Annotated in this window: 14 protein-coding genes; 10 read left to right on the forward strand and 4 right to left on the reverse strand. The window is 60.5% G+C overall.

Going from position 1 to position 24,505, the window contains the following annotated elements:
- The first annotated feature begins 3 nt into the window (after positions 1-3).
- The 9 genes from treZ to NL64_RS02850 all read left to right on the forward strand — a co-directional run bounded on the left by treZ (position 4) and on the right by NL64_RS02850 (position 15,614).
- Entirely contained in the window at positions 4-1,800 is a 1,797-nt protein-coding gene (gene treZ, locus NL64_RS02810) for a malto-oligosyltrehalose trehalohydrolase (RefSeq protein ID WP_034146633.1), read from the forward strand.
- The gene (gene malQ, locus NL64_RS02815) at positions 1,797-3,875 is read left to right on the forward strand and encodes a 4-alpha-glucanotransferase (RefSeq protein WP_034146634.1); all 2,079 of its coding nucleotides are present in this window, start codon (positions 1,797-1,799) and stop codon (positions 3,873-3,875) included. Before treZ ends, malQ begins: the two co-directional genes overlap by 4 nt.
- Positions 3,872-6,634, forward strand: a complete 2,763-nt coding sequence (locus tag NL64_RS02820; protein WP_034146635.1) for a malto-oligosyltrehalose synthase — start codon at positions 3,872-3,874, stop codon at positions 6,632-6,634. Before malQ ends, NL64_RS02820 begins: the two co-directional genes overlap by 4 nt.
- A gap of 31 nt (positions 6,635-6,665) precedes the next feature.
- Positions 6,666-6,986: a DUF2934 domain-containing protein gene (locus NL64_RS02825; protein WP_034146636.1), complete on the forward strand. Its 321-nt coding sequence runs from the start codon at positions 6,666-6,668 to the stop codon at positions 6,984-6,986.
- 210 nt (positions 6,987-7,196) lie between these two features.
- Positions 7,197-9,356: a glycogen debranching protein GlgX gene (glgX, locus tag NL64_RS02830; RefSeq protein WP_034146637.1), complete on the forward strand. Its 2,160-nt coding sequence runs from the start codon at positions 7,197-7,199 to the stop codon at positions 9,354-9,356.
- 163 nt (positions 9,357-9,519) lie between these two features.
- Positions 9,520-10,278 carry a PIG-L deacetylase family protein gene (locus NL64_RS02835; RefSeq protein ID WP_034146638.1) on the forward strand — a complete coding sequence of 253 codons (759 nt, stop codon included), beginning with the start codon at positions 9,520-9,522 and terminating at the stop codon, positions 10,276-10,278.
- A 158-nt stretch (positions 10,279-10,436) separates the two neighbouring features.
- Positions 10,437-11,237: an endonuclease/exonuclease/phosphatase family protein gene (locus NL64_RS02840; protein ID WP_034146639.1), complete on the forward strand. Its 801-nt coding sequence runs from the start codon at positions 10,437-10,439 to the stop codon at positions 11,235-11,237.
- A gap of 278 nt (positions 11,238-11,515) precedes the next feature.
- Positions 11,516-14,233, forward strand: coding sequence for an autotransporter outer membrane beta-barrel domain-containing protein (locus tag NL64_RS02845; protein ID WP_034146640.1), 2,718 nt, complete (start codon positions 11,516-11,518; stop codon positions 14,231-14,233).
- Between the two features lie 313 nt (positions 14,234-14,546).
- The gene (locus NL64_RS02850; protein ID WP_034146641.1) at positions 14,547-15,614 is read left to right on the forward strand and encodes an autotransporter domain-containing protein; all 1,068 of its coding nucleotides are present in this window, start codon (positions 14,547-14,549) and stop codon (positions 15,612-15,614) included.
- Between the two features lie 79 nt (positions 15,615-15,693).
- Here NL64_RS02850 and glgB read toward each other — a convergent pair whose 3' ends face one another.
- The 3 genes from glgB to NL64_RS02865 all read right to left on the reverse strand — a co-directional run bounded on the left by glgB (position 15,694) and on the right by NL64_RS02865 (position 23,470).
- Complete coding sequence (gene glgB / locus NL64_RS02855; RefSeq protein WP_034146642.1) at positions 15,694-17,928, reverse strand: 1,4-alpha-glucan branching protein GlgB; 2,235 nt, start codon at positions 17,926-17,928, stop codon at positions 15,694-15,696.
- 2 nt (positions 17,929-17,930) lie between these two features.
- Entirely contained in the window at positions 17,931-21,272 is a 3,342-nt protein-coding gene (gene treS / locus NL64_RS02860) for a maltose alpha-D-glucosyltransferase (protein ID WP_034146643.1), read from the reverse strand.
- A 200-nt stretch (positions 21,273-21,472) separates the two neighbouring features.
- Complete coding sequence (locus NL64_RS02865; RefSeq protein ID WP_034146644.1) at positions 21,473-23,470, reverse strand: alpha-1,4-glucan--maltose-1-phosphate maltosyltransferase; 1,998 nt, start codon at positions 23,468-23,470, stop codon at positions 21,473-21,475.
- 205 nt (positions 23,471-23,675) lie between these two features.
- On the opposite strand from NL64_RS02865, the gene NL64_RS30320 reads away from it, so the two are divergent.
- Positions 23,676-23,843, forward strand: a complete 168-nt coding sequence (locus NL64_RS30320; RefSeq protein ID WP_172668635.1) for a hypothetical protein — start codon at positions 23,676-23,678, stop codon at positions 23,841-23,843.
- A 109-nt stretch (positions 23,844-23,952) separates the two neighbouring features.
- Here NL64_RS30320 and NL64_RS02870 read toward each other — a convergent pair whose 3' ends face one another.
- Entirely contained in the window at positions 23,953-24,456 is a 504-nt protein-coding gene (locus NL64_RS02870) for an MgtC/SapB family protein (protein ID WP_034146645.1), read from the reverse strand.
- Positions 24,457-24,505: the final 49 nt, after the last annotated feature.

A 24,505-nucleotide genomic window follows, 5' to 3' on the forward strand; every position in this document is an offset into this window, starting at 1 on the left:
GAAATGCCGTTACGGACCCTTGAGACCTGGCCCCACGGCGCAACCAAACTGGACGCAGAACAAACGCAATTTGCGTTGTGGGCGCCCGATGCGTTTTACGTCAGTGTCGAACTGGAAAATGGACAATCCTTGCCATTGCTGCCTCAGGCCGATGGCTGGTTCGTGATCAACACCCGCTGCCCGGCGGGTACGCGATACCGCTACAACATCGACGGCGAACTGGAGGTGCCCGACCCGGCCTCTCGCGCCCAGGACGGCGACATCGGCCAACACAGCGTGGTGGTCGATCCACTGGCCTATCAATGGCAACACAGTACGTGGCTGGGACGTCCCTGGAACGAAGCGGTGATTTACGAATTGCACGTTGGTGCGCTCGGTGGTTTTGAAGCCGTCGAGCAGCAATTGGCGCGTCTCGTCAAGTTGGGTGTCACCGCGATCGAACTGATGCCCATCGCGCAATTTCCCGGTAACCGCAATTGGGGCTATGACGGCGTTCTGCCCTATGCACCCCAGGCGTCCTATGGTTCGCCCGAACAACTCAAGCATCTGATCGACACCGCCCACGGCCATGGCCTGGCGGTAATTCTCGACGTGGTCTACAATCACTTCGGCCCGGACGGCAATTACCTGCATCGCTACGCCAAAGGCTTTTTCCGCGAGGACAAGCACACGCCGTGGGGCGCCGCCATCGACTTCCGCCGGCGCGAGGTGCGGGACTTCTTTATCGACAGCGCCTTGATGTGGGTGCTGGAGTACCGGTTTGACGGCTTGCGCCTCGACGCGGTGCACGCCATCGAAGACCCGGACTTTCTCCAGGAGTTGGCAAAACGGGTACGGCAGCAAATCGACCCGTCGCGACACGTCTGGCTGATGCTGGAAAACGAAAAGAACCAGGCCAGCCTGCTGGAACAAGGTTACGACGCCCAGTGGAACGACGACGGCCACAACGCCTTGCACGTGCTGTTGACCGGCGAAACCGACGCCTACTACGCCGACTACGCGCAAAACCCCACCGAACAACTGGCACGCTGCCTGAGCCAGGGCTTCGTGTTCCAGGGCCACATCAATCGTCACGGCGAATCCCGCGGCGAGCCCAGCGGACATTTGCCACCCAGCGCGTTCGTGCTGTTTTTGCAGAACCACGACCAGATCGGCAATCGCGCCTTTGGCGAGCGCCTGCATCAACTGGCCCATCCGGATGCGTTAACCGCCGCCACCGCGTTGCTGCTGCTGTCGCCGATGATTCCGTTGATGTTCATGGGTGACGAGTTTGCCGCCGAGCAACCGTTTCTGTTTTTCACCAGTCACCACGGTGAACTGGCGGAACTGGTACGCGAAGGACGGCGCAACGAGTTTGCTGCGTTCAGCGCGTTTGCCGATCCGCATAAACGCGAACAGATCCCTGACCCCAACGCGCAACAGACCTTCGAAGCGTCTCGACCCGAGCTCAAGCCAACCCACCCATCGAGCCCGCATGATCTGTATCGCCGTCTGCTGCAACTTCGCCGCGAGCACATCGTTGCACATCTGCCCGGAGCCTATGCATTGGGGGCCGAAGTGTTGGCCAAAGGCGCAGTCAGCGCACGCTGGCGACTGGGCGATGGCAGTCAGCTGCGCATTGACCTGAACCTCAGCGACACGCCCGTGGTCCACACCCCACAGGCCGACGCTAAGCTGTTGTTTGAACACCCGGTGCAGTCAGCCGGCCTGTTGGAACAGGGCACGCTTGCCCCGTATTGCGCGCTAGTCAGCCTCACGGCCGCAGCCCCTTTGCTACCCCCGGATGGAGAGCGCCAATGAGTGATGCGCAACTGGAAATACTGGCCAGCCGAGCTGGTTTGGCGGTGGACTGGATCGACGCCAACGGCCGGCCGCAGAAAGTCGCTCCATCAGTGTTACGCGCGGTCCTGACCGGACTCGGCCACCCGGCCGGCAGCGCCCAGGAAATCGACGCCAGCCTGCTCGAATTGCAAGCGGTGCAACAGACGCGACACCTGCCGCCATTGATCACCGCTGATTTCGGCGTCGGTCTGAATCTGGCGCACTTCTTCGAGCCGCTGACACCGTGCGAGATCCACCTCGAAGATGGTTCGCGACTCAGCCTCAAACTGGATGCCGAGGCCGTTTTGCCGGGGCTGATTCCGGTCGGCTATCAACACGTCAACATTGACGGACAAAGCTTCACCCTGGCCGTGGCGCCCGCGCGCTGCTACAGCGTTGGCGATGCGGTGGACAGCCCGATCCCGCGCACCTGGGGCTTGAGCGTGCAGTTGTACTCCCTGCGCCGTCCCGGTGATGGCGGTTTCGGCGATACTCAAGCCCTGGAAGACCTGGCTCGAGTGGCGGGCGAACGCGGCGCCGAAGCGCTGGCGATCAGCCCGCTGCACGCCATGTTTGCCAACGATACCCATCGCTACAGCCCTTATTCGCCGTCCAGCCGTTTGTTTCTCAACAGCCTGTATTGCGCGCCGGGGGCGATACTCGGTGAGCGCGCGATGCGTACCGCCATCGACGCCACGGGTCTGGCCGCTGAACTCAAGCATCTTGAAGAACTGCCCCTGATCGATTGGCCTACCGCCGCCGAAGCCAAGCACCGACTGCTGCAAGCGCTGTACGAAGGTTTCGTTCAGGGCGAACACCCGCTGCACGCCGACTTCAGCAGTTTTCGCCATGCGGGTGGTGAAGCGCTGGAAAACCACTGCCGCTTCGAGGCCATTCAGGAAACCCGCGCCGCCCAAGGGCAAAGCCTTGACTGGCGCGAATGGCCCGAACAGTGGCGAAACCCGCGCAGCGCCGCCCTCGCCGAGTTCGCCGAAGAGAACGCCGGACGCATCGGCTTCTTCGCCTTCTGCCAATGGCTGATCACCCGATGCCTGGAGCGTGCGCAAGCCGCCGCCCGCAGCAGCGGCATGGGCATAGGCCTGATCGCTGACCTGGCCGTCGGTGCCGATGGCGGTGGCAGCCAGGCCTGGAGTCGTCAGGACGAATTGCTCGCTGCCCTCACCGTCGGTGCGCCACCGGATATTCTCAACCGCACCGGGCAGGGTTGGGGGATTTCCGCGTTCTCCCCCGAAGGTCTGGTGCGCAACGGTTTCCGCGCGTTCATCGAAATGCTCCGCGCCAACTTCGCCCACGCCGGTGGCCTGCGGATCGACCATGTCATGGGCCTGCAGCGCCTGTGGGTGATCCCCAACGGTGCACCGCCCGCCGATGGCGCCTATCTGTATTACCCGCTGGATGACCTGCTGCGATTACTGACCCTGGAGTCCCATCGCCATCAGGCCATCGTCCTCGGCGAAGACCTCGGTACGGTGCCGGACGGACTGCGGGAAAAACTCATTGCCCGTTCGATACTCGGCATGCGGGTGTTGCTGTTTGAACAGGACAACACCCATTTCAAACCGATCCTCGATTGGCCGGACAACGCACTCGCCACCACCAGCACCCACGACTTGCCCACCCTCAATGGCTGGTGGCATGGCCGTGATATCGACTGGAATGCGCGCCTCAGCCTGATTGATGCCAACGGTGAAATCGAATGGCGCCAGCACCGCGAACGCGAGCGCGAAGGACTGCGCCGGACGTTGAGTGAGGACCCGCAAAACTTTCGCGAAGAGTCCCATGAGACTGACCAAATCCTCGACGCCAGCGTGCGTTTCCTCGGCCATACCCGCGCGCCGCTGGTGCTGCTGCCGCTGGAGGATGCATTGGGCGTAGAACAACAGGCCAACCTGCCGGGGACCATCGATACTCACCCCAATTGGTCCCGACGTTTGCCCGGCAACAGCGAAGCCCTGCTCGATGACCCGGACGCCGCCCGGCGCCTGGAACTGCTCGCCTGTGCGCGGCTTCAGGCGGCCGAGCGTGACCAATGAATCCGGTCATGACACAACCGCTGCGGGCCACCCTGCGCCTGCAATTTCATAAAGACTTCACCCTCGACGATGCTGTGCCGCTGGTGCCCTACTTCGCTCGTCTGGGCATCAGTCACGTCTACGCTTCGCCACTGCTGAGCGCTCGCGCCGGCTCCATGCACGGCTATGACGTGGTGGACCCGACCACGGTCAACCCGGAACTCGGCGGCGAGGCAGCGTTGCGCCGTTTGGTCAGTGCGCTGCGCGAGCAGAACATGGGGCTGATCCTCGACATCGTCTCCAACCACATGGCGGTCGGCGGTAACGACAATCCGTGGTGGCTGGACTTGTTGGAATGGGGGCGCCTGAGCCCGTACAGCGAGTTCTTCGATATTCAGTGGCACTCACCCGACCCGTTGATGGAAGGACAGTTGCTGTTGCCGTTCCTTGGCAGTGACTACGGCATCGCGCTGCAGGACGGCACCCTGAAGCTGCGCTTCGATGAGCGCGGCGCGTTTTACGTCGAGCATTACGATCATCACTTTCCCATTTGCCCCAGCGATTACGGCGAGCTGCTCAAGGCCGAAGCCGAGCCGCTCAAATTGCTCGCGGACCGCTTCAGTACGCTGAGTTACCAGACCGACGCCCACAACCTGGCGCTTGCGTTAAAAGATGAATTACGCGAACTGGCCAGCCACCCCGCGATCCTGCAAGGCATTGAGCACAACCTGGAAGCCTACGACTCGCTGACCAGCGAAGGCTTCCAACGGCTGCACAACCTGCTGGAGCGACAAAGTTATCGCCTCGCCAGTTGGCGCACTGCCGCGGATGACATCAACTGGCGGCGGTTTTTCGATGTCAACGAACTGGGCGGTTTGCGCGTAGAACGCCCCGCCGTGTTCGAGGCGACCCACGCGAAGATTTTCCAATTGGTGGCTGAAGGGTTGATCGACGGCTTGCGCATCGACCACATCGACGGCCTCGCCGACCCGCGAGGCTACTGCCGCAAATTGCGGCGTCGGGTCGACAGCCTGGCACCGGGTCGGCACCTGCCGATCTACGTCGAAAAAATCCTCGGGGAAGGCGAAACCCTGCACCGCGACTGGTCGGTGGACGGCACCACCGGCTACGAATTCATGAATCAGTTGTCGCTGCTGCAACACGATCCTGAGGGCCAGCAAAACCTGAGTGAAGTCTGGCAGCGCTACAGCGAACGCCCGGCCGACTTCCGCCAGGAAGCGCAACTGGCGCGGCAGCAGATCCTCAATGGCTCGCTCGCCGGGGATTTCGAAAGCGTCGCCCAAGCCTTGTTGCAAGTAGCGCGGGATGACCTGATGACCCGTGACCTGACGCTCGGCGCGATCCGTCGAGCGTTGCAGGAACTGATCGTGCATTTCTCGGTGTATCGCACCTACATCAGCGCCCTTGGGCGTTCAGAACAGGACGAAGTGTTTTTCCAGCAAGCCATGGACGGCGCCCGGCAAACCCTCGGCGAAGCTGACTGGCCGGTGCTCGATTGCCTGGCCAATTGGTTGGGTGGCGAGCCTTGGCGCAAACGTCCTGCCGGTCGCCTGCGCAAGCGGCTCAAACATGCCTGCGTGCGCTTTCAACAACTGACTTCACCGGCCGCCGCGAAGGCTGTGGAAGACACCGCGTTCTATCGCTCGGCGGTGTTGCTGTCACGCAATGATGTCGGTTTCAGCACCGAGCAATTCAGTGCGCCAGTATCTGATTTCCATGAGGCCAACCTCCAGCGCCTGGAACTGTTCCCGGACAACCTGCTCGCCACCGCGACCCACGATCACAAGCGCGGCGAGGACACCCGCGCGCGCCTGGCGGTGTTGAGTGAGCGCAGCAAATGGTACGTCGAACAGATCGGCCTCTGGCACGCTCTCGCCCGTCCGTTACGCGACGATGACCAGATGCCGTCAGCCGGCGACGAGTTGATTCTCTATCAAGCGTTGCTCGGCAGTTGGCCGCTGGACCTGCGTCCCGATGATCAGCCGGCGCTTGAGGCCTATGCCCAACGCATCAGCCAATGGCAACGCAAAGCCCTGCGTGAAGCCAAGTTGCAGAGCAGCTGGAGCGCACCGAACGATGCTTACGAACAAGCGACCGAACGCTTCACCCAGCGCCTGCTGCTGAGCCCTGAAGGTGATCTGTTGCGCACTGCCCTGGCCAAGGTAGCCCGGACGATTGCCGTACCCGGCGCCCTCAATGGATTGGCGCAAACCTTGCTGCGCATGACCGTGCCGGGGGTGCCGGACCTCTATCAGGGCAACGACTTCTGGGACTTCACCCTGGTCGATCCGGACAACCGCCGCCCGGTGGATTACGTCAGCCGCCAACAGGCCTTGCAGCAAACGCTGGACCTGCCTGATTTGTTGGAGCACTGGCGCGACGGGCGCATCAAGCAAGCCTTGATTGCGCAGACGTTAAACACACGTGCCGAGCACGCCGAGTTGTTTCAACGTGGGTCTTACCAGGCCCTCGACGTCATCGGCAGCCAGGCACATCGGGTACTGGGCTTTGTGCGCGAATGGGAGGGAAAGCGCGCCATCGTCATCGTGCCGATCCGCTGCGCGGCGCTGCTGGAAAACAGTGCCGTGCCACACGTGGACGCGCCGCAGTGGGGCGATACCCGGGTCAATTTGCCGTTCATGAGCGCAGACGAAAATCTGAAGGGACTTTTTTCCAGCGTCACAGTCACAGAACACAGGGAGCTGATGATCAGCGCCGCGCTGGGGGATTTCCCGGTCAATCTCTTTATCCAAAACTAGCGACACTTGAGTTCAGTTCAGGAGCATTGCGATGAGTACCGACGATAAACGCATCCGCGAGTTTGCCTATCAGATCTGGGAGTCAGAAGGAAAACCCGAAGGTCAGGAAGCCCGCCACTGGGAGATGGCGCGCAAACTGGCTGAGGCTGAAGCGCTAGCGCCGAAAAAACCGGCGAAAGCCCCGGCCGGCAAACCAGCCGTCAGCAAGACCGCCAACGGCAAGGCAGGCGAGATCAAAGTGGCTGCGCCAAAGGCCAAATCCAAACCGGCTGCGGCTTCGTCCGTCATTCCTCCCGGGGAAAAAGCCGTCGAGAAAAAGCCCCGCGCCGCGCGAAAACCGCCTGCGGTCTGACTTTTTCCAGCTGTTGTTTTTACTCATTCCGTGGCGAGTCCGCTCGCCATTGTGAAAGCACTCGTCCTGAAAAAAATAACCTGTGGGAGCGAGCCTGCTCGCGATGACGGAACCAGATTCAACACATGTATTGCCTGACACGCCGCCATCGCGAGCAAGCTCGCTCCCACAGATTGCGGCGTATCTGTACCTCACTTTGCAGGAGCACCTATGACCAGTCCAAAGAAAGCCGCGCCAGCACCTCAAGCCGAGGCCTCGCGAATCCGGGAAGGCCTGCCCTTCCCGCTGGGTGCGACCTGGGATGGTCTGGGCGTCAACTTCGCCTTGTTTTCCGCCCATGCCACCCGGGTCGAATTGTGCATTTTCGACGACGCCGGCGAAGTGGAATTGGAACGTATCGAACTGCCGGAATACACCGACGAGATCTTTCACGGTTACCTGCCCGACGCCCATCCGGGCCTGATCTACGGCTACCGCGTGTACGGCCCGTATGACCCGGTCAACGGCCATCGCTTCAACCACAACAAACTGCTGATCGACCCCTACGCCAAACAACTGGTCGGCCAGTTGAAATGGTCCGAAGCTTTGTTTGGCTACACCATCGGCCACCCCGATGCCGACCTCAGTTTCGATGAACGCGACAGTGCGCCTTTTGTGCCCAAGTGCAAGGTGATCGATCCGGCGCATACCTGGGGCCACGATCACCGGGTCAGTGTGCCGTGGGACAAAACCATCATTTACGAGACCCACGTGCGCGGCATCAGCATGAGTCACCCTACGGTCCCCGAGAACGTGCGTGGCACCTTTGCCGGGTTGATGGTCGATGACGTGCTGGAACACATTCGCAAGCTAGGCGTTTCTTCCGTGGAATTGCTGCCGATCCACGCCTTCGTCAATGACCAGCACCTGCTGCACAAAGGCATGACCAATTACTGGGGCTACAACAGCATCGCGTTCTTCGCCCCTGACCCGCGCTACCTGGCCAGCGGCAAGATCGCCGAGTTCAAGGAAATGGTCGCGCACCTGCACGATGCCAATCTGGAAGTAATTCTCGACGTGGTCTACAACCACACCGCCGAGGGCAACGAGCAAGGCCCGACCCTGTCCATGCGCGGTATCGACAACGCCTCCTACTACCGCTTGATGCCCGACGACAAGCGCTTCTACATCAACGATTCCGGCACCGGCAACACCCTGGATTTGAGCCACCCGTGCGTACTGCAAATGGTCACCGACTCCCTGCGTTACTGGGCCTCGGAAATGCACGTGGACGGTTTCCGCTTCGACCTGGCGACCATTCTCGGGCGCTATCACGATGGTTTCGATGAGCGTCACAGTTTCCTCGTCGCTTGCCGCCAGGACCCGGTGCTGCGTCAGGTGAAAATGATCGCAGAGCCTTGGGATTGCGGCCCGGGCGGTTATCAGGTCGGCAAATTCCCGCCCGGCTGGGTGGAGTGGAACGACCGGTTCCGCGACACCGTGCGCGCCTTCTGGAAAGGCGACGACGGCCAACTGGCTGACTTCGCCGCGCGCATGACCGGCTCCGGGGAAATGTTCAATCATCGAGGCCGGCGCCCCTATGCCTCGCTGAACTTCATTACCGCCCATGACGGTTTTACCCTCAATGATCTGGTGTCGTACAACGACAAGCACAACGAAGCCAACGACGAGAACAACAAGGACGGCAGCAACAACAATCTGTCTTGGAACCACGGTGTCGAAGGCCCCACCGACGATCCGGAAATCAATGAACTGCGCCAGCGCCAGATGCGCAACTTCTTCGCCACGTTGCTGCTGTCGCAAGGCACACCAATGATGGTGGCCGGCGACGAATTCGCCCGTACGCAAAATGGCAACAACAATGCCTATTGCCAGGACAGCGAAATCGGCTGGGTCAATTGGTACGTGAGCGAAGAAGGCAAGGCACTGCTCAAATTCGTCAAACGCCTGATCAAGTTGCGCCTGGCCTACCCGATTCTGCGGCGCGGACGTTTTCTGGTGGGCAATTACAACGAGGACATCGGCGTCAAGGACGTCACTTGGCTGGCGGCGGACGGAAGCGAAATGACCACCGAGCATTGGCACGATGCGCACAACCGTTGTATGGGCATGCTGCTCGACGGCCGTGCGCAGGAAACCGGTATCCGCCGCAAAGGTGGCGATGCCACCCTGCTGCTGGTGGTCAACGCCCATCACGATGTCGTCAATTTCCTCCTGCCGGAAGTGCCCGATGGCGGTTTCTGGACCTGCATGATCGACACCAATCAACCGTCGATTCGCGGCCAGGAGCGCTTCGAATTCGGTCACGAATACTCGGTCACCGGACGGTCGTTGCTGCTGTTCGAATTGCAGCATGAAGAAGAGGAGTGACCGCTGCCGGATACACGGTCGATAAATATTGCAATTGAGCGCGCCCGGGACGCGACGAATACCCTGACATGAGCAATACTCGATGCGCGGCACTCCAGGGTTCGGAGTGCCGCGCTTCGTTATCAACCAGCCCGCGTGGCTCGCGTAACAAGGACGTAACCCCATGAAACCTGTTTCCATCAGTGAAAGCAGCGCCCCAGGGCAAATCTGGAACAGCGCCCCGCAACTCGAAAACATTCCGGTCATCAGCACTCAGTCTTTGGTCCCTGCGGGTGCGCGCGCGGTGGTGATTTCTGCGCATCCCGGCGATGAAGTGGTGATGTGTGGAGGTCTGCTGCAATTGCTCAGCGCCACCGGCCATCCCTTGCAATTGATATCGGTGACCGACGGCAGCGCCAGCCAACCGACTTCTGCGCACTGGTCGGAAAAACGCCTCAGCGTGTTTCGCTCCCAGGAAAGCGTCGAAGCCCTGCGTCGGCTCGGGTTGCCGATGCACAGCCTGAAATGGATTCGCGGCGGCTTCACCGACAACACCCTGGCCGAGCATGAGCAGGAATTGACGCAATTCATCAGCCGTTATCTACGCCCCGGTGACGTGGTGTTCAGCATTTGGTGCGAGGACGGCACGGGCGACCATGACGCTGTCGGTCGCGCCAGCGCCAATGCCGCGACCATCGCGGGAGCAACCATTAACGAAGTGCCGGTCTGGGCCTGGCACCTGGCGGCGCGGGATCACGCTTCAATCCCGTGGCATCGCGCGCGCAAAGTACGTTTGGACACCTGGACCGTCGCGCGCAAAAGCCACGCCACCCATGCTTATGCCAGTCAGCTCGATGGCGATCCGGCGATTGGACTTGCACCGCTGCTGCCGCCTGTGGTGCTGGAGCGGATGCGCTTGCCGTATGAGATTGTGTTTGTATGAAGATCAAAAGATCGCAGCCTGCGGCAGCTACATTGGAATGCGTTCTCCTGTAGGAGCTGCCGCAGGCTGCGATCTTTCGACGTCTCGACGAATCGCGCTGAACTGCCCGCCCCGCCATCAGTCGCATACATAAGCGACCCTGATTCAGAGGAGTAACAGTGACCAGTAATCCCAAGCGGCAGCCAGAAGCGTCAGTGCCGTTGAACACCCCGCCGGCCATTCACCGATTGCGCGTGCTGACGGTCAACACCCACAAGGGTTTCACCGCACTCAATCGACGCTTCATCCTCCCGGAACTGCGCGAAGCGGTGCGCAGCACATCAGCGGACCTGGTGTTCCTGCAAGAAGTGGTTGGCGAGCATGAGCGCCATTCCTCACGCTACAACGATTGGCCGCAAACCTCGCAATACGAATTCCTCGCCGACAGCATGTGGAGCGACTTCGCCTATGGCCGCAACGCGGTCTATCCCGACGGCCACCACGGCAACGCGCTGCTGTCGAAATACCCGATCCGCGAATACCGCAACCTCGATGTCTCCATCACCGGGCCTGAACGTAGAGGGTTGCTGCATTGCGTGCTGGACGTACCGGGCCACGCCGAAGTCCATGCCATCTGCGTGCACTTGAGTTTGCTCGAAAGCCATCGCCAACTTCAGCTGCAGTTGCTCTGCCAACTGCTCGAATCCTTGCCCGACGACGCACCTGTGATCATCGCCGGCGACTTCAACGACTGGCAGCTCCAGGGCAACGCCGCCCTCGCCCGTCGCGACTACCTGCACGAAGCCTTCGAGCGCCATCACGGCCGCCCCGCCAAAACCTACCCGGCGCGTTTTCCACTGCTGCGCCTGGACCGTATCTACCTGCGCAATGCCAGCAGTCATGAGCCAAGAATCCTTGGGCACAAGCCCTGGACGCACCTTTCGGATCATTTGCCGTTGGCGGTGGAAGTGCACCTCTGAAACCCTGCTGAATCCTCTCCCAAGAGAGTGATTTTTTCGCCCTACCTGTTATTTCTGACAGTAGCGACCGCAAAAAACTACTGCTACGGTTCTCACGTCCGTTACAACCAACCGTACGGACGTGCGACTCACAGTGGCCGTCGTTGCCGAAGGTGCTCCGCTACGGGAAGTGTTCCTTCCCGATGTTGTCTCGCAACCCGTGCTGCCATGGGCTCCTGATGCCTTGCTGCTTTTGACAAGCCGCAGCTCAGCCGCCGACTAATACGCGGGAGACAAGGATGAATTTTTCGAACGATCTGCCCAAATACCGTTACAGCGCCTGTGCCGTTTCGATCTGGCTAAGCCTCGGCTGGCCCCTCACCACTCAAGCGGCTTGCACCCTCACTCCAACGGCCGGCAATGACAACTTCACGTGTGACAGTGGCAGCAGCACAGCGCTGTCAGATCTTTCGGGCAATAACACCCTGACCTTTCCCGCCAATGGCACCGGCGCGATCAATGGCAACGTCACGTTCGGTGCGGGCAGCGACACGATCACCATGAATTCCGGCAGCATCACCGGCACGGTCAATCAAGGTGATGGCGCCGACAACTTCAGTATCAGTGCCGGCCAAATCTCCGGGGCTGTCAACCAAGGCAACGGCGTCGATAACTTCACCATGACGGGCGGGACCATTCAGTCCCTGGCCCAGGGCGATAGTCGCGATTTCTTTTTGATGACTGACGGCACGATCGTCGGCGCTTACGAGGACGGCGACACCGCCAGAATGACCGGAGGCACTATCGGCCGGGTCGACATGAAGCTCGATAACAACCTGTTCGATATGTCGGGTGGGCAAATCCTTGGCAACCTGGTGACCGGTTTCGGTACCGACACCATCATCGTCTCCGGTGGCAAGATTGGCGGCAACATCAGTGTCAGTGGCGGCAACGACAGCATCACCGTGACCGGTGGCGAGATCGTCGGCGAGATCCGCACTAGCGTGGGTGACGACAAATTCGTTTGGGACGGCGGCGGTGTGATCCGCTCGGCGATTTTGATGGAGGGTGGCAACGACAGCGCGATTTTACGCAACCTCGACGAAAGCACCCTTGCCCTGACTCCAAGCCTGAACGGTGGTCCCGGCAACGACGTACTGACCTTCGATCACACGACGACTGCCGGTGCCGCTCGCTACAGCAACTGGGAAACGGTCAACCTGAACAACGGCTCGGGCTTCGATCTGGACGGTAATCTTGTCCTGGGTGACAGCGTCAGCGGCACAGGTGTGTTCAACATCGACGCCAGCAGCACAATGACATCGACCCAAGGCCGCATCACCCCCTTCACCACCGGCCAACTCGCCACCTTGAACAACGCCGGGGTGATCGACCTGAGCAACGGCAATACCCGCACCAACGACACGCTGACGGTGCAAGGCAATTACGCCGGCAGCGGCGGTCAGCTGTTGTTGCAAAGTGTCCTCGGCGATGACAGTTCACCTAGCGACAAATTGGTGATCAACGATGGAACCATCACTGGCAGCACTACGATTGCCGTCACTAATCTTGGTGGCCTTGGCGCACTGACTCAGCAGAACGGCATCCAGGTGGTACAGGCCCAAGGCTCGGCAACCAGCGACAACGCTGCCTTCACCTTGAACAACACACCGCTGTCGGTCGGGGCCTTCGATTACAACCTGTTCAAGGGCGGTGTCACCGCTGACAGCGCAAACAGCTGGTACCTGCGCTCGTCCGTGGTGTCCGTGCCGCTGGTCGAGGTACCTAACCCGGATCCAGCCTTGCCACCGATTCTGGTACCACCGCTCGTGGTGCCCAACCCGGATCCGGCCTTGCCCCCCATTCTGGTCGCACCGATTGCAGTGGCCAACCCTGATCCCACCTTGCCACCGATTCTGGTCGCACCAGTCTCAGTGCCAAACCCGGACCCCACTCTGCCCCCCATTCTGGTCCCACCGGATGCAGCACCGCTCGCGACGCCGGTCGCCGCTGCCGGGTCGCCACCTCTGCCGGTTGCCGTACCCGGCGCCGCACCGATTCCCCTGTACCGTCAGGAAGTGCCGGTCTGGTCAGTATTGCCGTCTGCGAATGCGCAACTGGCACTGACCGCCCTCGGCACCTTCCACGATCGCCAGGGCGATCAACGCCTGCTGACCGAAACCGGTGCGTTCGGCGCGGGCTGGGGCCGGGTGTATGGCAAGGATCTCGACCAGACCTGGGCCGGCACCGTGACGCCACGGTTTGATGGTTCGCTCAACGGATTTCAGGTGGGCAACGACCTGTTCGGCTCGCAAACCGCTGGCGGGCAAACCCAGCGCACCGGGTTCTTCGTGGGGCACAGTCGCTTGCAAGGCGATGTCGACGGTTTCAACCAGGGCTTCGAAGGCAAACGTGCTGGCAAGGTGGAGCTTGAGGGCGACAGCGTCGGTCTCTACTGGACCCTGACCGACCCGGCAAACTGGTACATCGATACCGTGGCGATGTACACCTGGCTGGACGGTGACAGTCATTCCGACCGTGGCCTTAAGATCGACAACAAGGGCCATGCCGTGACCCTTTCAGCAGAAGCCGGCTACCCTTTTGCGCTCGCGAACAAATGGGTGCTCGAACCCCAGGCACAAATCATCCATCAACAGGTTTCACTCGACAGCCAGAACGACGGCGTTTCAACGGTGAAGTTCGACTCCGATCCCGCCTGGACCGGACGCCTCGGTGCGCGACTCAAAGGCAGCTACGACGTCGCCGGCCTGCCCTTGAAACCCTATCTGCGCGCCAACCTGTGGCACACGTTTTCCGCCACCGATACGGTCACCTTCGCCAGCACCACCGATATCGACACTGAACAAAAGTCGTCCTATGCCGATCTTGGCGTCGGTGCCGTGCTGAGTCTGGCCCCTTCCGTCAGCGTCTACGCCAGCGCGGATTACAGCAGCAATATCGACAGCAATCAGCAGCGCGGGATGTTCGGAAATTTCGGTGTGAGGATTAGCTGGTAATACGAAGCAAACGCTCTAGCTCGTGACTATTTTGACGATTTTGCCAATAAACAAGAACTTAGGCATGCGTCGAAAATCAGTCACTTATATGACCCAAAATACCCCTACCACTTATCGGCCATTTTCTTGACGCAGTGGCAGGGGTCTTCTTAGCTACACCGTACTACCCCCGGCATCAACATCAGGGACAAGCCCGCCAAGACACCCGCTAAACCGGGCGGTCCTCGGCTTGCTCCCATCCATCGGTCGCCCCTCATTCGGGGTAGGAGAGACGACAAAGCGAGAACGGCATGCGATTGCAAGGTAGACCCCCATGAAAACCTCATTCACCCAACAAGAGATCAAAGTTACTTTTTGCACTGTCTCGAGTTCACTCCTGCTGTGCTCTTCCATGGAAGTGCAGGCCTCCCCGGCCGAGGAAGAAGCAACGCCCTGGTATCGCCAGGACGTTCCGGTACTTACCTTGCCCGCCCTCGACACCACGTATCCCGGCCGTTTCAGCCCTCACCCCGATATGCGAAGCAGCCACTTCATCACCGAAGATGCAACGCCCTCTGCCTGGGACCAACTCTATGGAAAAGCTTCACGCCAGGCACAAAACGATGCCTTGGCTCAGGGCTTCTCCATCCCCGGTTCCGGCGAACTCAAAAGCCCGGCGATCCTGACCTTGCAGAGCGGCAGTGGTCATACTCAACGGGTCGGCCTGATCGGCGGCACCAGCCAGTTCCAGGCCAACAGCAATGGCTTGGTGACCAATCGCGCCATGTCTGATCCGAACACCAACACCCTCAACCTGCAAGGCGAAAGCCTCGGCGCTTATTACAGCTTGACCGGCCCGCAAGGCTGGCACGTCGACTTGTCCGCCAGTGGTGGCCGGGTCAACGGTTTCAGCCGTAACGAACAAGGCGCCCGGCAAGCCGCCGAAGGCAGCGCGGTAACGTTGTCGGTCGAAGGTGGCTTTCCGATTGGCATCAGCGAAAACTGGGTGGTTGAACCTCAGGCGCAGTTGATCAATCAGCGCATCACCCTGGACACCCCTTATGCGGGCTCGGGCAATGCGTCCTCCAGCGACGTGACGTCATGGAGTGGTCGCGTCGGTGCCAAATTGAAAGGCAGTTACGACATCAACGGCCTGCCCGTCGAACCCTATGTGCGGACCAACTTGTGGCACACGGTGTATACCGGCAATACCGTGACCCTCGACGAGGTCGACAAGATCAGCAGCAGTCGCAAATCTTCGACGGTTGAACTGGGTCTGGGTCTGGTGGCCAGAGTGACACCCGCCGTGAGCCTGTATGTCAGCGCGGACTACAGCAGTGATGTGGATGACAACGACTTGAATGGTTTGATTGGTAGCTTGGGTGTGCGGATGCGGTGGTGAGGTTAAGTCCTCAAGATTCGCGTTGCTCAAGCTGACGCCATCGCGGGCTTGCCCGCGATGGCAGCGACGCGGTTTCGAATCAGCCCTCCGGGCTCAATATCAACACCGCCAACGGCGGCAAATTCAGCACCAGCGACAACGCCTGCCCATGACTCGGCGCTTCCTCGGTAAACGCCCCGCCACCGTTCCCATAGTTTGAACCGGCATAGGTCGCCGAATCACTGTTGAGCAACTCGGTCCAGCGCCCGGCAAACGGCACGCCTACGCGATAAGCCTCACGCGGCACCGGCGTAAAGTTGGCCACCACCAACACCGGTTTGCCCTCCTTGCTCCAGCGCAGCCAGGCGTAAACGCTGTTGATTGCATCGTCGCCGATCAACCACTGGAAGCCCTGCGGCACATCGTCTTGTTCGTGCAGCGACGGTATTTCGCGGTATAGGCGATTGAGGTCGCCCACCAGTTTCTGCACGCCTTTGTGTTCGGAGTATTGCAGCAGGTACCAATCCAGTTGCTGGTCGTGATTCCATTCGCGCCACTGGCCGAACTCGCAGCCCATGAACAGCAGCTTCTTGCCCGGATGGGTCCACATGAAACTCAGGTAGGCCCGCAGGTTGGCGAATTTCTGCCAGCGATCGCCGGGCATTTTGTCGATCAGCGAGTGCTTGCCGTGTACCACTTCATCGTGGGAGATCGGCAGGATGAAGCGTTCGGACCAGGCGTACACCAGGCCGAAACTCAGTTCGTTGTGGTGATGGGCGCGGTACATCGGATCTTGCTGGATGTAATGCAGCGAATCGTGCATCCAGCCCATGTTCCATTTGTAGGCGAAGCCCAGTCCGCCCTGTTGCGTGCTCTGGCTGACGCCCGGCCACGCGGTGGACTCCTCGGCAATCACCAGCGCGCCGGGCGCCTCCAGTGCCACCACGTCGTTGAGGTGACGGAGGAAATCGATGGCTTCGAGGTTTTCCCGTCCGCCATGGCGGTTTGGCACCCACTCGCCGGCCTTGCGCGAATAGTCGCGGTACAGCATCGACGCCACGGCATCCACGCGCAGGCCGTCGACGTGGAAATGCTTGAGCCAGTGCAACGCCGACGCCAGCATGTAGCCGTGCACTTCGGTGCGGCCGAGGTTGTAGATCAGCGTGTCCCAATCCTGATGGAAACCTTCCTGCGGGTTGCCGTATTCGTACAGCGCGGTGCCGTCGAATTGCGCCAGACCGTGGGTGTCGGTAGGGAAATGCGCCGGCACCCAGTCAAGGATCACGCCGATATCGGCCTGGTGACAGGCGTTGACGAAGGCTGCAAATTCATCGCCGCTGCCATAGCGGGCGCTGGTGGCGAACTGCGAGAGCAATTGATAACCCCACGAACCTCCGAACGGGTGCTCCATGATCGGCATCAGTTCGATGTGGGTGAACCCGAGTTCTTTCACATACGGGATCAGCCGCTCGGCCAGTTCGGGCCACGTGTACTGACGGGCCACTTCACCCAAGTCGTCCAGTTCACATTGCCACGAACCGGCGTGCAGTTCGTAGATCGACAGCGGCGCGGTCGGACGCTGCCGTTCGCCCCGGGCCTGCATCCACTCCTGGTCTTGCCAGTCGATATTCAGCGGCGGTGCAACCTTCGATGCGGTGTCCGGCGGCAACGAGGTGGCCAATGCCATCGGGTCGGCCTTGAGCGGCAGAATGCCGTGGGCGCCGAGGATTTCGTATTTATAGGCCTCCCCCGCCTGCATGCGCGGGATGAACAATTCCCAGACCCCGGTGGGATGACGCAGGCGCATCGGATGACGACGTCCGTCCCAGTTATTGAAATCACCGACCACCGACACCCGTTTGGCGTTTGGCGCCCATACGGCGAAACGCACGCCGTCGACACCGTCCACCGTCTTCAGCTGCGCGCCGAGGCACGCGCTGAGATCGCGGTGATTGCCTTCGGCGAACAGGTACAAGTCCATCTCGCCGAGCAACGGGCCGAAGCTGTAAGGGTCTTCGGAAAACTGCTCGCCACCGGCCCAGCGGGTTCGCAGTACATACGGCTGCGCCCGGTCAAAGTGGCCAACGAACAGCCCCGGGGTCTGCGTTGCTTCGAGATTGCCGAGTTCTTCTCCGGAATCCCTGGCCACCACTTGCACGCTCAACGCGTCCGGCAGATAAGCCCGAATGAACTGCCCGCCGGCGCCATCGCCATGGGGACCGAGTATTGCAAAGGGGTCGTGATGCTCGGCGCGTACAAGCGCATCAATGTCCCGCGCCCTGGGTAGCAGCGCTTCTTTGTGATGCTGACCCGTTTCCTTGTTCGAGAAACTCATGACTACTCTCCACCAAGATCGGAAAAGGGTTTGAGCCCATTCAATAACCCGTACAAACCGTGCAAGGGCACGGACAGCCAGGTGGGGCGATTCTCTGCCTCATAGGCCACTTCGTACGCTGCCTTCTCCAGGCCGAACAACGCCAGTGCGGCGTCTTCGCCTTCAGGATCTTGCCATGCATGACCAAGACTAGCTGCCGCCAGCCGATAAGCGTCGACAAATGCTTGTCGAGCTTCGCTCAGGTAGCGATCGGAAACCCGTTGCCGGGCCGCCCGTGCTTCTGCTGTGTTATCAACGTTGTGCACGTTAATGGCCATGGCCGCAGCGTAGTCGAAAGATCGCAAAACGCCGCTCACATCTTTATACGGACTGTGTTTGCCACGGCGCTCGTGCAGCGGTCGTGCCGGTTCACCTTCGAAGTCGATCAGGTAGGCATCGCCCTTGATCACCAATACCTGGCCCAGGTGCAAGTCGCCATGCACCCGGATGCGCAAGCCGCCGGCGGTTTGTTTGCCCAGGGTTTGCACATGCGTGAGGATGGCTTTTTTGTTGTCCAGCAAACGACTGACCAGGGTTTTGTCCCCCGGGTTCAGTTCGTTTTGATGCTGCTTGAGCAACTTCAGCGCATGCTCGATTTGCGCCGAAACGTCCTTGGCCGAGGCCAGCGCATCTTTTTGCGTGGTGACCTGCGGAGCGAAGTCCGGGTTGTCGCTCGGCGCCGCCAGCACTTGATGCATTTCCCCCAGACGCTGACCCAGCATGCCGGCGAAATCTTTCAACTCGCCGAGCGCGTTGTAGTGTTGCTCCTGCTCGGACATGGCATCCGCCAACTCGTCGCGCAGCGCCCGTTCCAGGTTGTTCTGGGTCCATTCCCAGGCATCGCCCTGATTGCTCAAGTAGCCTTGGGCGATCATCAGCAAGTTGTCTTCACCCTTGCTGTCCCGGCGTACGACCGAGCCCAGCAGCGGCGAGATGTTGCGGAAATCGGCGCCGGTCAGGTAGGCACTCATCTCCAGTTCCGGGTGGACGCCGGACGCGACTTTGCGAATCAGCTTCAGCACCAGGCTGCTGCCAATCACCACCGAGCTGTTGGATTGCTCGGCGGACAGATAGCGCACTTCCGACTCAGCCGTCAGGCCCAGTTTCTCCAGCTCGGCAGTGGGTTCGAAACGGATCTCGCCACCGTCCGAAGGCAACACCAGATTGTCCTGCATGCCCTGCAACACGGTGCGAATGAAGTTTTCCAGACTGAAGGCATCGGTGATCAAACCAACCTGCGGCCCGCGACGCACTCGAGACAACGCCAGTTGCTGCGGCAATGGCGTACCGACCTGATCCTCGGCAATGAAGCCGAACGGCAGTTGATAACGACTGGTCTGATCGCCGCTGGTGACTTCGATTTCACTCAACAACACCGGATGCAGCGCATCACCGAAACGCACGCCGTAGGCCAGGTTGACCTGGTCGATGGCCGCGTCCTTGCCGGCGAACCAGCGACGGTTCTGCAGCCAGCTCGGCAAAATCTCTTGTTCCAGGGTGTTGCGCGATGGCGCTTCCAGCAGTTCTTCCATGCGCTTTTTCAGCACCAGCGTGGTGAAGTCCGGCAGGCTGTGCGCCGGTTCCACGTGCCAGCTCGGCATCTGGTTTTCCGCCGCCAGCACGAACCAATAGAAACCGTAAGGCGCCAGGGTCAGGAGGAAATTCAGCTGGCCGATAGGCGGGAAAGCGTTACCGCCGAGCATCTCCACCGGCACCATGCCGACGTAGGCCGACAGGTCCAGTTCCGCCGCTTGCGCACTGCGCGACACGTTGGCCACGCACAGAATGATTTCGTGCTTGCCGTCGGCGCCGGTGAATTCGCGGGTGTAGGCCAGAATCCTGCGGTTCGTCGGCGAGAGCATTTTCAACGTGCCACGCCCAAACGCCTTGGATTGCTTGCGCACGGCGAGCATGCGCCGGGTCCAGTTCAACAGCGAATGCGGGTCACCCGCCTGGGTTTCGACGTTGACCGACAGGTAGCCGTATTGCGGGTCCATGATCGGCGGCAGCACCAGGCTGGCCGGGTCGGCGCGGGAGAAGCCGCCATTCCGGTCGATGGACCATTGCATCGGCGTGCGCACGCCGTCGCGGTCGCCGAGGTAGATGTTGTCGCCCATGCCGATTTCATCGCCGTAGTACAAGGTCGGCGTACCGGGCATCGACAGCAACAGGCTGTTGAGCAACTCCACGCGCCGACGGTCGCGCTCCATCAACGGCGCCAGACGGCGGCGAATCCCCAGGTTGATCCGCGCCCGACGGTCGGCCGCGTAGTAATTCCACAGGTAGTCGCGCTCCTTGTCGGTGACCATCTCCAGCGTCAGTTCATCGTGATTGCGCAGGAAAATCGCCCATTGGCAATTGGCCGGGATTTCCGGGGTCTGGCGCAGGATGTCGGTGATCGGAAAGCGGTCTTCCTGGGCCAGCGCCATGTACATGCGCGGCATCAGCGGGAAGTGGAACGCCATGTGGCATTCGTCGCCGTTCAGGCCCTTTTTGTCGGTGTCGCCGAAATACAGCTGGGTGTCTTCCGGCCATTGGTTGGCTTCGGCTAGGAGCATGCGGTCGGGATAATTGGCGTCGATTTCGGCGCGGATCTGCTTGAGGACGTCGTGGGTCTCGGGCAGATTTTCGTTGTTGGTGCCGTCGCGCTCGATCAGGTACGGAATCGCGTCGAGGCGCAAACCGTCGATGCCCATGTCCAGCCAGTAACGCATCACCGACAGCACGGCTTTCATGACCTGCGGGTTATCGAAGTTCAGGTCCGGCTGGTGCGAATAGAACCGGTGCCAGAAGTACTGGCCGGCGACCGGGTCCCAGGTCCAGTTGGACTTTTCGGTGTCGAGAAAAATGATGCGCGTGCCGTCGTATTTTTGATCGTCATCGGACCACACGTAGAAATCCCGCGCCGCCGAACCTTTTTTGGCCTTGCGTGCGCGCTGGAACCAGGCGTGCTGGTCGGAGGTGTGGTTGATGACCAGTTCGGTGATCACCCGCAATCCACGCTTGTGCGCCTCTGCGATGAAACGCTTGGCGTCGGCCATGGTGCCGTAGTCGCTATGCACGCCACGGTATTCGGCGATGTCATAACCGTCGTCGCGACGTGGCGAGGGGTAGAACGGCAAGAGCCAGATGGTGTTGACGCCGAGGTCGGCGATGTAATCGAGTTTGGCGATCAGGCCGGGAAAGTCGCCGATGCCGTCGTTGTTGGAGTCGAAATACGATTTGACGTGAACTTGATAGATCACCGCGTCCTTATACCAGAGCGGGTCTTTGATGAATGTGGCTGCCTTGGGTTTCTTCGCCATTTGAAACTCCTGATGAATTCGAATATCCGCTGAGCCGATCACCGATCTAAAAACGGGTTATTACCCGTGGCGAGGGAGCTTGCTCCCGCTCGGCTGCGAAGCAGTCGCAAAAACCGGTCAATCGCATGTTCCTGAAGAAAATGGGGCCGCTTCGCGACCCAGCGGGAGCAAGCTCCCTCGCCACAGGGTTGGTAGTGAATTCAAGATGAGGTAATCCGCCAAATCCCGAACGGCTGTTGGGCCGGGTCGATTCGCATGAATTGGTATTTGCCGTGCCAGGTCCAGCGATGGCCGTTCATCAAGTCTTCGCCCTGGGTACTGGCATCGTCGGGCAAGCCCATTTCCCACAGCGGCAATTCGAAATTCGCCTCCTGCGGGTGATGCGAATCAAGACTCACCGCCACCAGAATGAAGTTGCTGCCATCGGCGCTGCGCTTGCCGAAATACAGAATGTTGTCATTCCAGGCGTTGTAGACCTTCAGGCCCAGGTGCGTATGCAGCGCCGGGTTCTGCCGGCGGATGCGATTGAGCTGGGCGATTTCGGCAATGATGTTGCCCGGCGCAGTGAAGTCCCGTGGGCGGATCTCGTACTTCTCGGAATTGAGGTACTCCTCCTTGCCCGGCACCGGCGCTGATTCACACAGTTCAAAACCGGAATACATGCCCCACAGGCCCGAGCCCATGGTCGCCAGCGCCGCGCGGATGAGAAACCCGGCCCGTCCGGACTCATGCAGGAACGCCGGGTTGATGTCCGGCGTATTGACGAAGAAATTCGGCCGATAGCATTCGCGCCACGGCGATTCATTGAGCTCAGTGAAATAGGTCGCCAACTCTTGTTTGGTGTTGCGCCAGGTGAAGTAGGTGTAACTCTGGGAGTAACCGACCTTGCCCAATCGCGCCATCATCGCCGGGGTGGTGAACGCTTCAGCGAGGAAAATCACCTCGGGGTACAGCGCCCGCACATCGGCGATCAGCCATTGCCAGAACGGCAGCGGCTTGGTGTGCGGGTTGTCGACGCGAAAGATCTTCACGCCCTCCTCGACCCAGCCGACCACAATGTCGCGCAACTCAAGCCAGAGACTGGGAATCGCGTCCGCGGCATAGAAGTCGACGTTGACGATGTCCTGGTATTTTTTCGGTGGGTTCTCGGCGTATTTGATCGTGCCGTCCGGGCGCCAGTTGAACCAGCCGGGATGCTGCTGCAGCCACGGGTGATCCTGGGAACACTGGATGGCGAAGTCGAGGGCGATTTCCAGTCCGTAATCGGCTGCTGCCGCGACCAGTCGGCGGAAGTCTTCGCGGGTGCCCAGTTCGGAATGAATCGCCTCGTGGCCGCCCTCTTCGCTGCCGATGGCATAGGGGCTGCCGGGATCGTCGGGCCCGGCCGTGAGGGAATTGTTCGGGCCTTTGCGGTAGCTGCGGCCGATCGGGTGGATTGGCGGGAAGTACAGAACGTCGAAGCCCATGTCCTGAATCATCGGCAGCCGCGAGTGCACGTCATTGAATGTACCGTGGCGCGCCGGATCGTCGGTGATCGAGCGCGGAAACAATTCATACCAACTGGCGAACTGCGCCAGCTCGCGCTCGACATCCACCGGGTACTCGGGGCTCAGGCTCAGGTAAGCGCGATGATCCGCCTGGGCCATCAGTTCGGCGCTACGCTGGTGCAGAAACAGCGCGACCTGCTCGGTTTCGAGCAGCCCGGACAATTCGTGGTGCAGCGCGGCCAGTTGTTCGCTCAGTTGCCCTTCGGCACGTTCGGCCGCTTGCTGGACGTGTAGACGACCCTCTTGCAACTCAAGGCTGACAGGAACGCCGGCGGTGTGCTTTTTATCCAGTTCGTAGCGGAAACTGGCGAACTGATCGATCCAGGCTTCGATACAGAAGACATAGCGGCCCTGATCTTCCACACGGAACTGGCCTTGCCAGCCGTTATTGCCCAGATCGGTCAGGGTTTCGCTATGCCAGACCTCATCGCCCTCGATGCGCCAACGTACGCGAACGGCGAGCTTGTCGTGACCATCGGCAAACACCTTGCTGGTCACCACCACGTTCTGCCCCACCACAGCCTTGACCGCGAATTGCCCGCCTTCGAGCGTCGGCATGGTGTTTTCGATCGCGATTCGTGGCAACAGAAGCGCCTGCGACAGCGGCATGTGCGGGTTGTAGCTCAACTCAGTCGGTTTTTCAGCAGTCATCGAGCATCACTCCTTTACGCCCCATGGACGCTCTTGTGTCTGGTTGTCGTCGGCACCGGAAGCCCCGCGCCGAATGAACTCACTTAGGTTCCGAGCGGCTGGCACCGGCAAAAGTTCATAGGCAATTGGCTGGAATCAAAACCTTCACACGGTGGTCAACCAACTTAAGCACGACTCACGCCATGTGCCACTGGAGGTTAGACCGATGACCAATCCTTTCCCCGCCGCAACACCCGACCCGAACATCGACGACCCGGTGATCCCACCCACCGATCCGCAACCGGTGCCCGAAGAAGAGCCGCCAGGCACCAACCCACCGCCGAGGGAAGAACCACCGACGACGATGCCGCCGGTGATTGTTACACCTGAATAAAGGCAACCCCTGTAGGAGCTGCCGAAGGCTGCGATCTTTTGACTTTGATTTTTGCCGCATCGAAGAATGCCGAAGAAAAAGATCAAAAGATCGCAGCCTTCGGCAGCTCCTACATTGGGTCTTTGTCTTTATCGATGAGTTTTACGATTCTTGGCATCACGCCGAGGATTGCCAGCGCCAACAGTGTGCTGACCACTGCCGTGGCTTCGCGGCCTAACCCGGCCGAGACGCCGATGGCGGCGGTCATCCATAAACCGGCGGCGGTGGTCAGGCCTTTGACGTGGCCTTCGTCACCTTCCTGGTTTTTCAGGATGGTGCCGGCGCCGAGGAAGCCGATGCCGGCGATCACGCCCTGCACCACCCGGCTCATGGCGTCGGCCTGGGAACCGGACATCTGTGGCACCAGCACAAACAGCGCCGCGCCGAGGGCTACCAGCATGTGCGTACGCACGCCCGCAGCCTTGCCCTTGTGCTCGCGCTCGAAGCCGAGAATGCCGCCCAGCAGTGCCGCCATCAGCAGGCGCACGGTGATGCGGGTCAATTGTGCTGCGTCGCCGATGTCGGCGAATTCCGCTTGCAGGGTTACCCAGACTTCATGCCACCAGGCGTTCATGCAGTTGTCCTTGAGAAGAGCCATGGAGGATGGACCGCAGCGACCATTA

Source organism: Pseudomonas fluorescens, assembly GCF_000802965.1.
In the GTDB taxonomy this organism is placed as follows: Bacteria; Pseudomonadota; Gammaproteobacteria; order Pseudomonadales; family Pseudomonadaceae; genus Aquipseudomonas; species Aquipseudomonas fluorescens_A.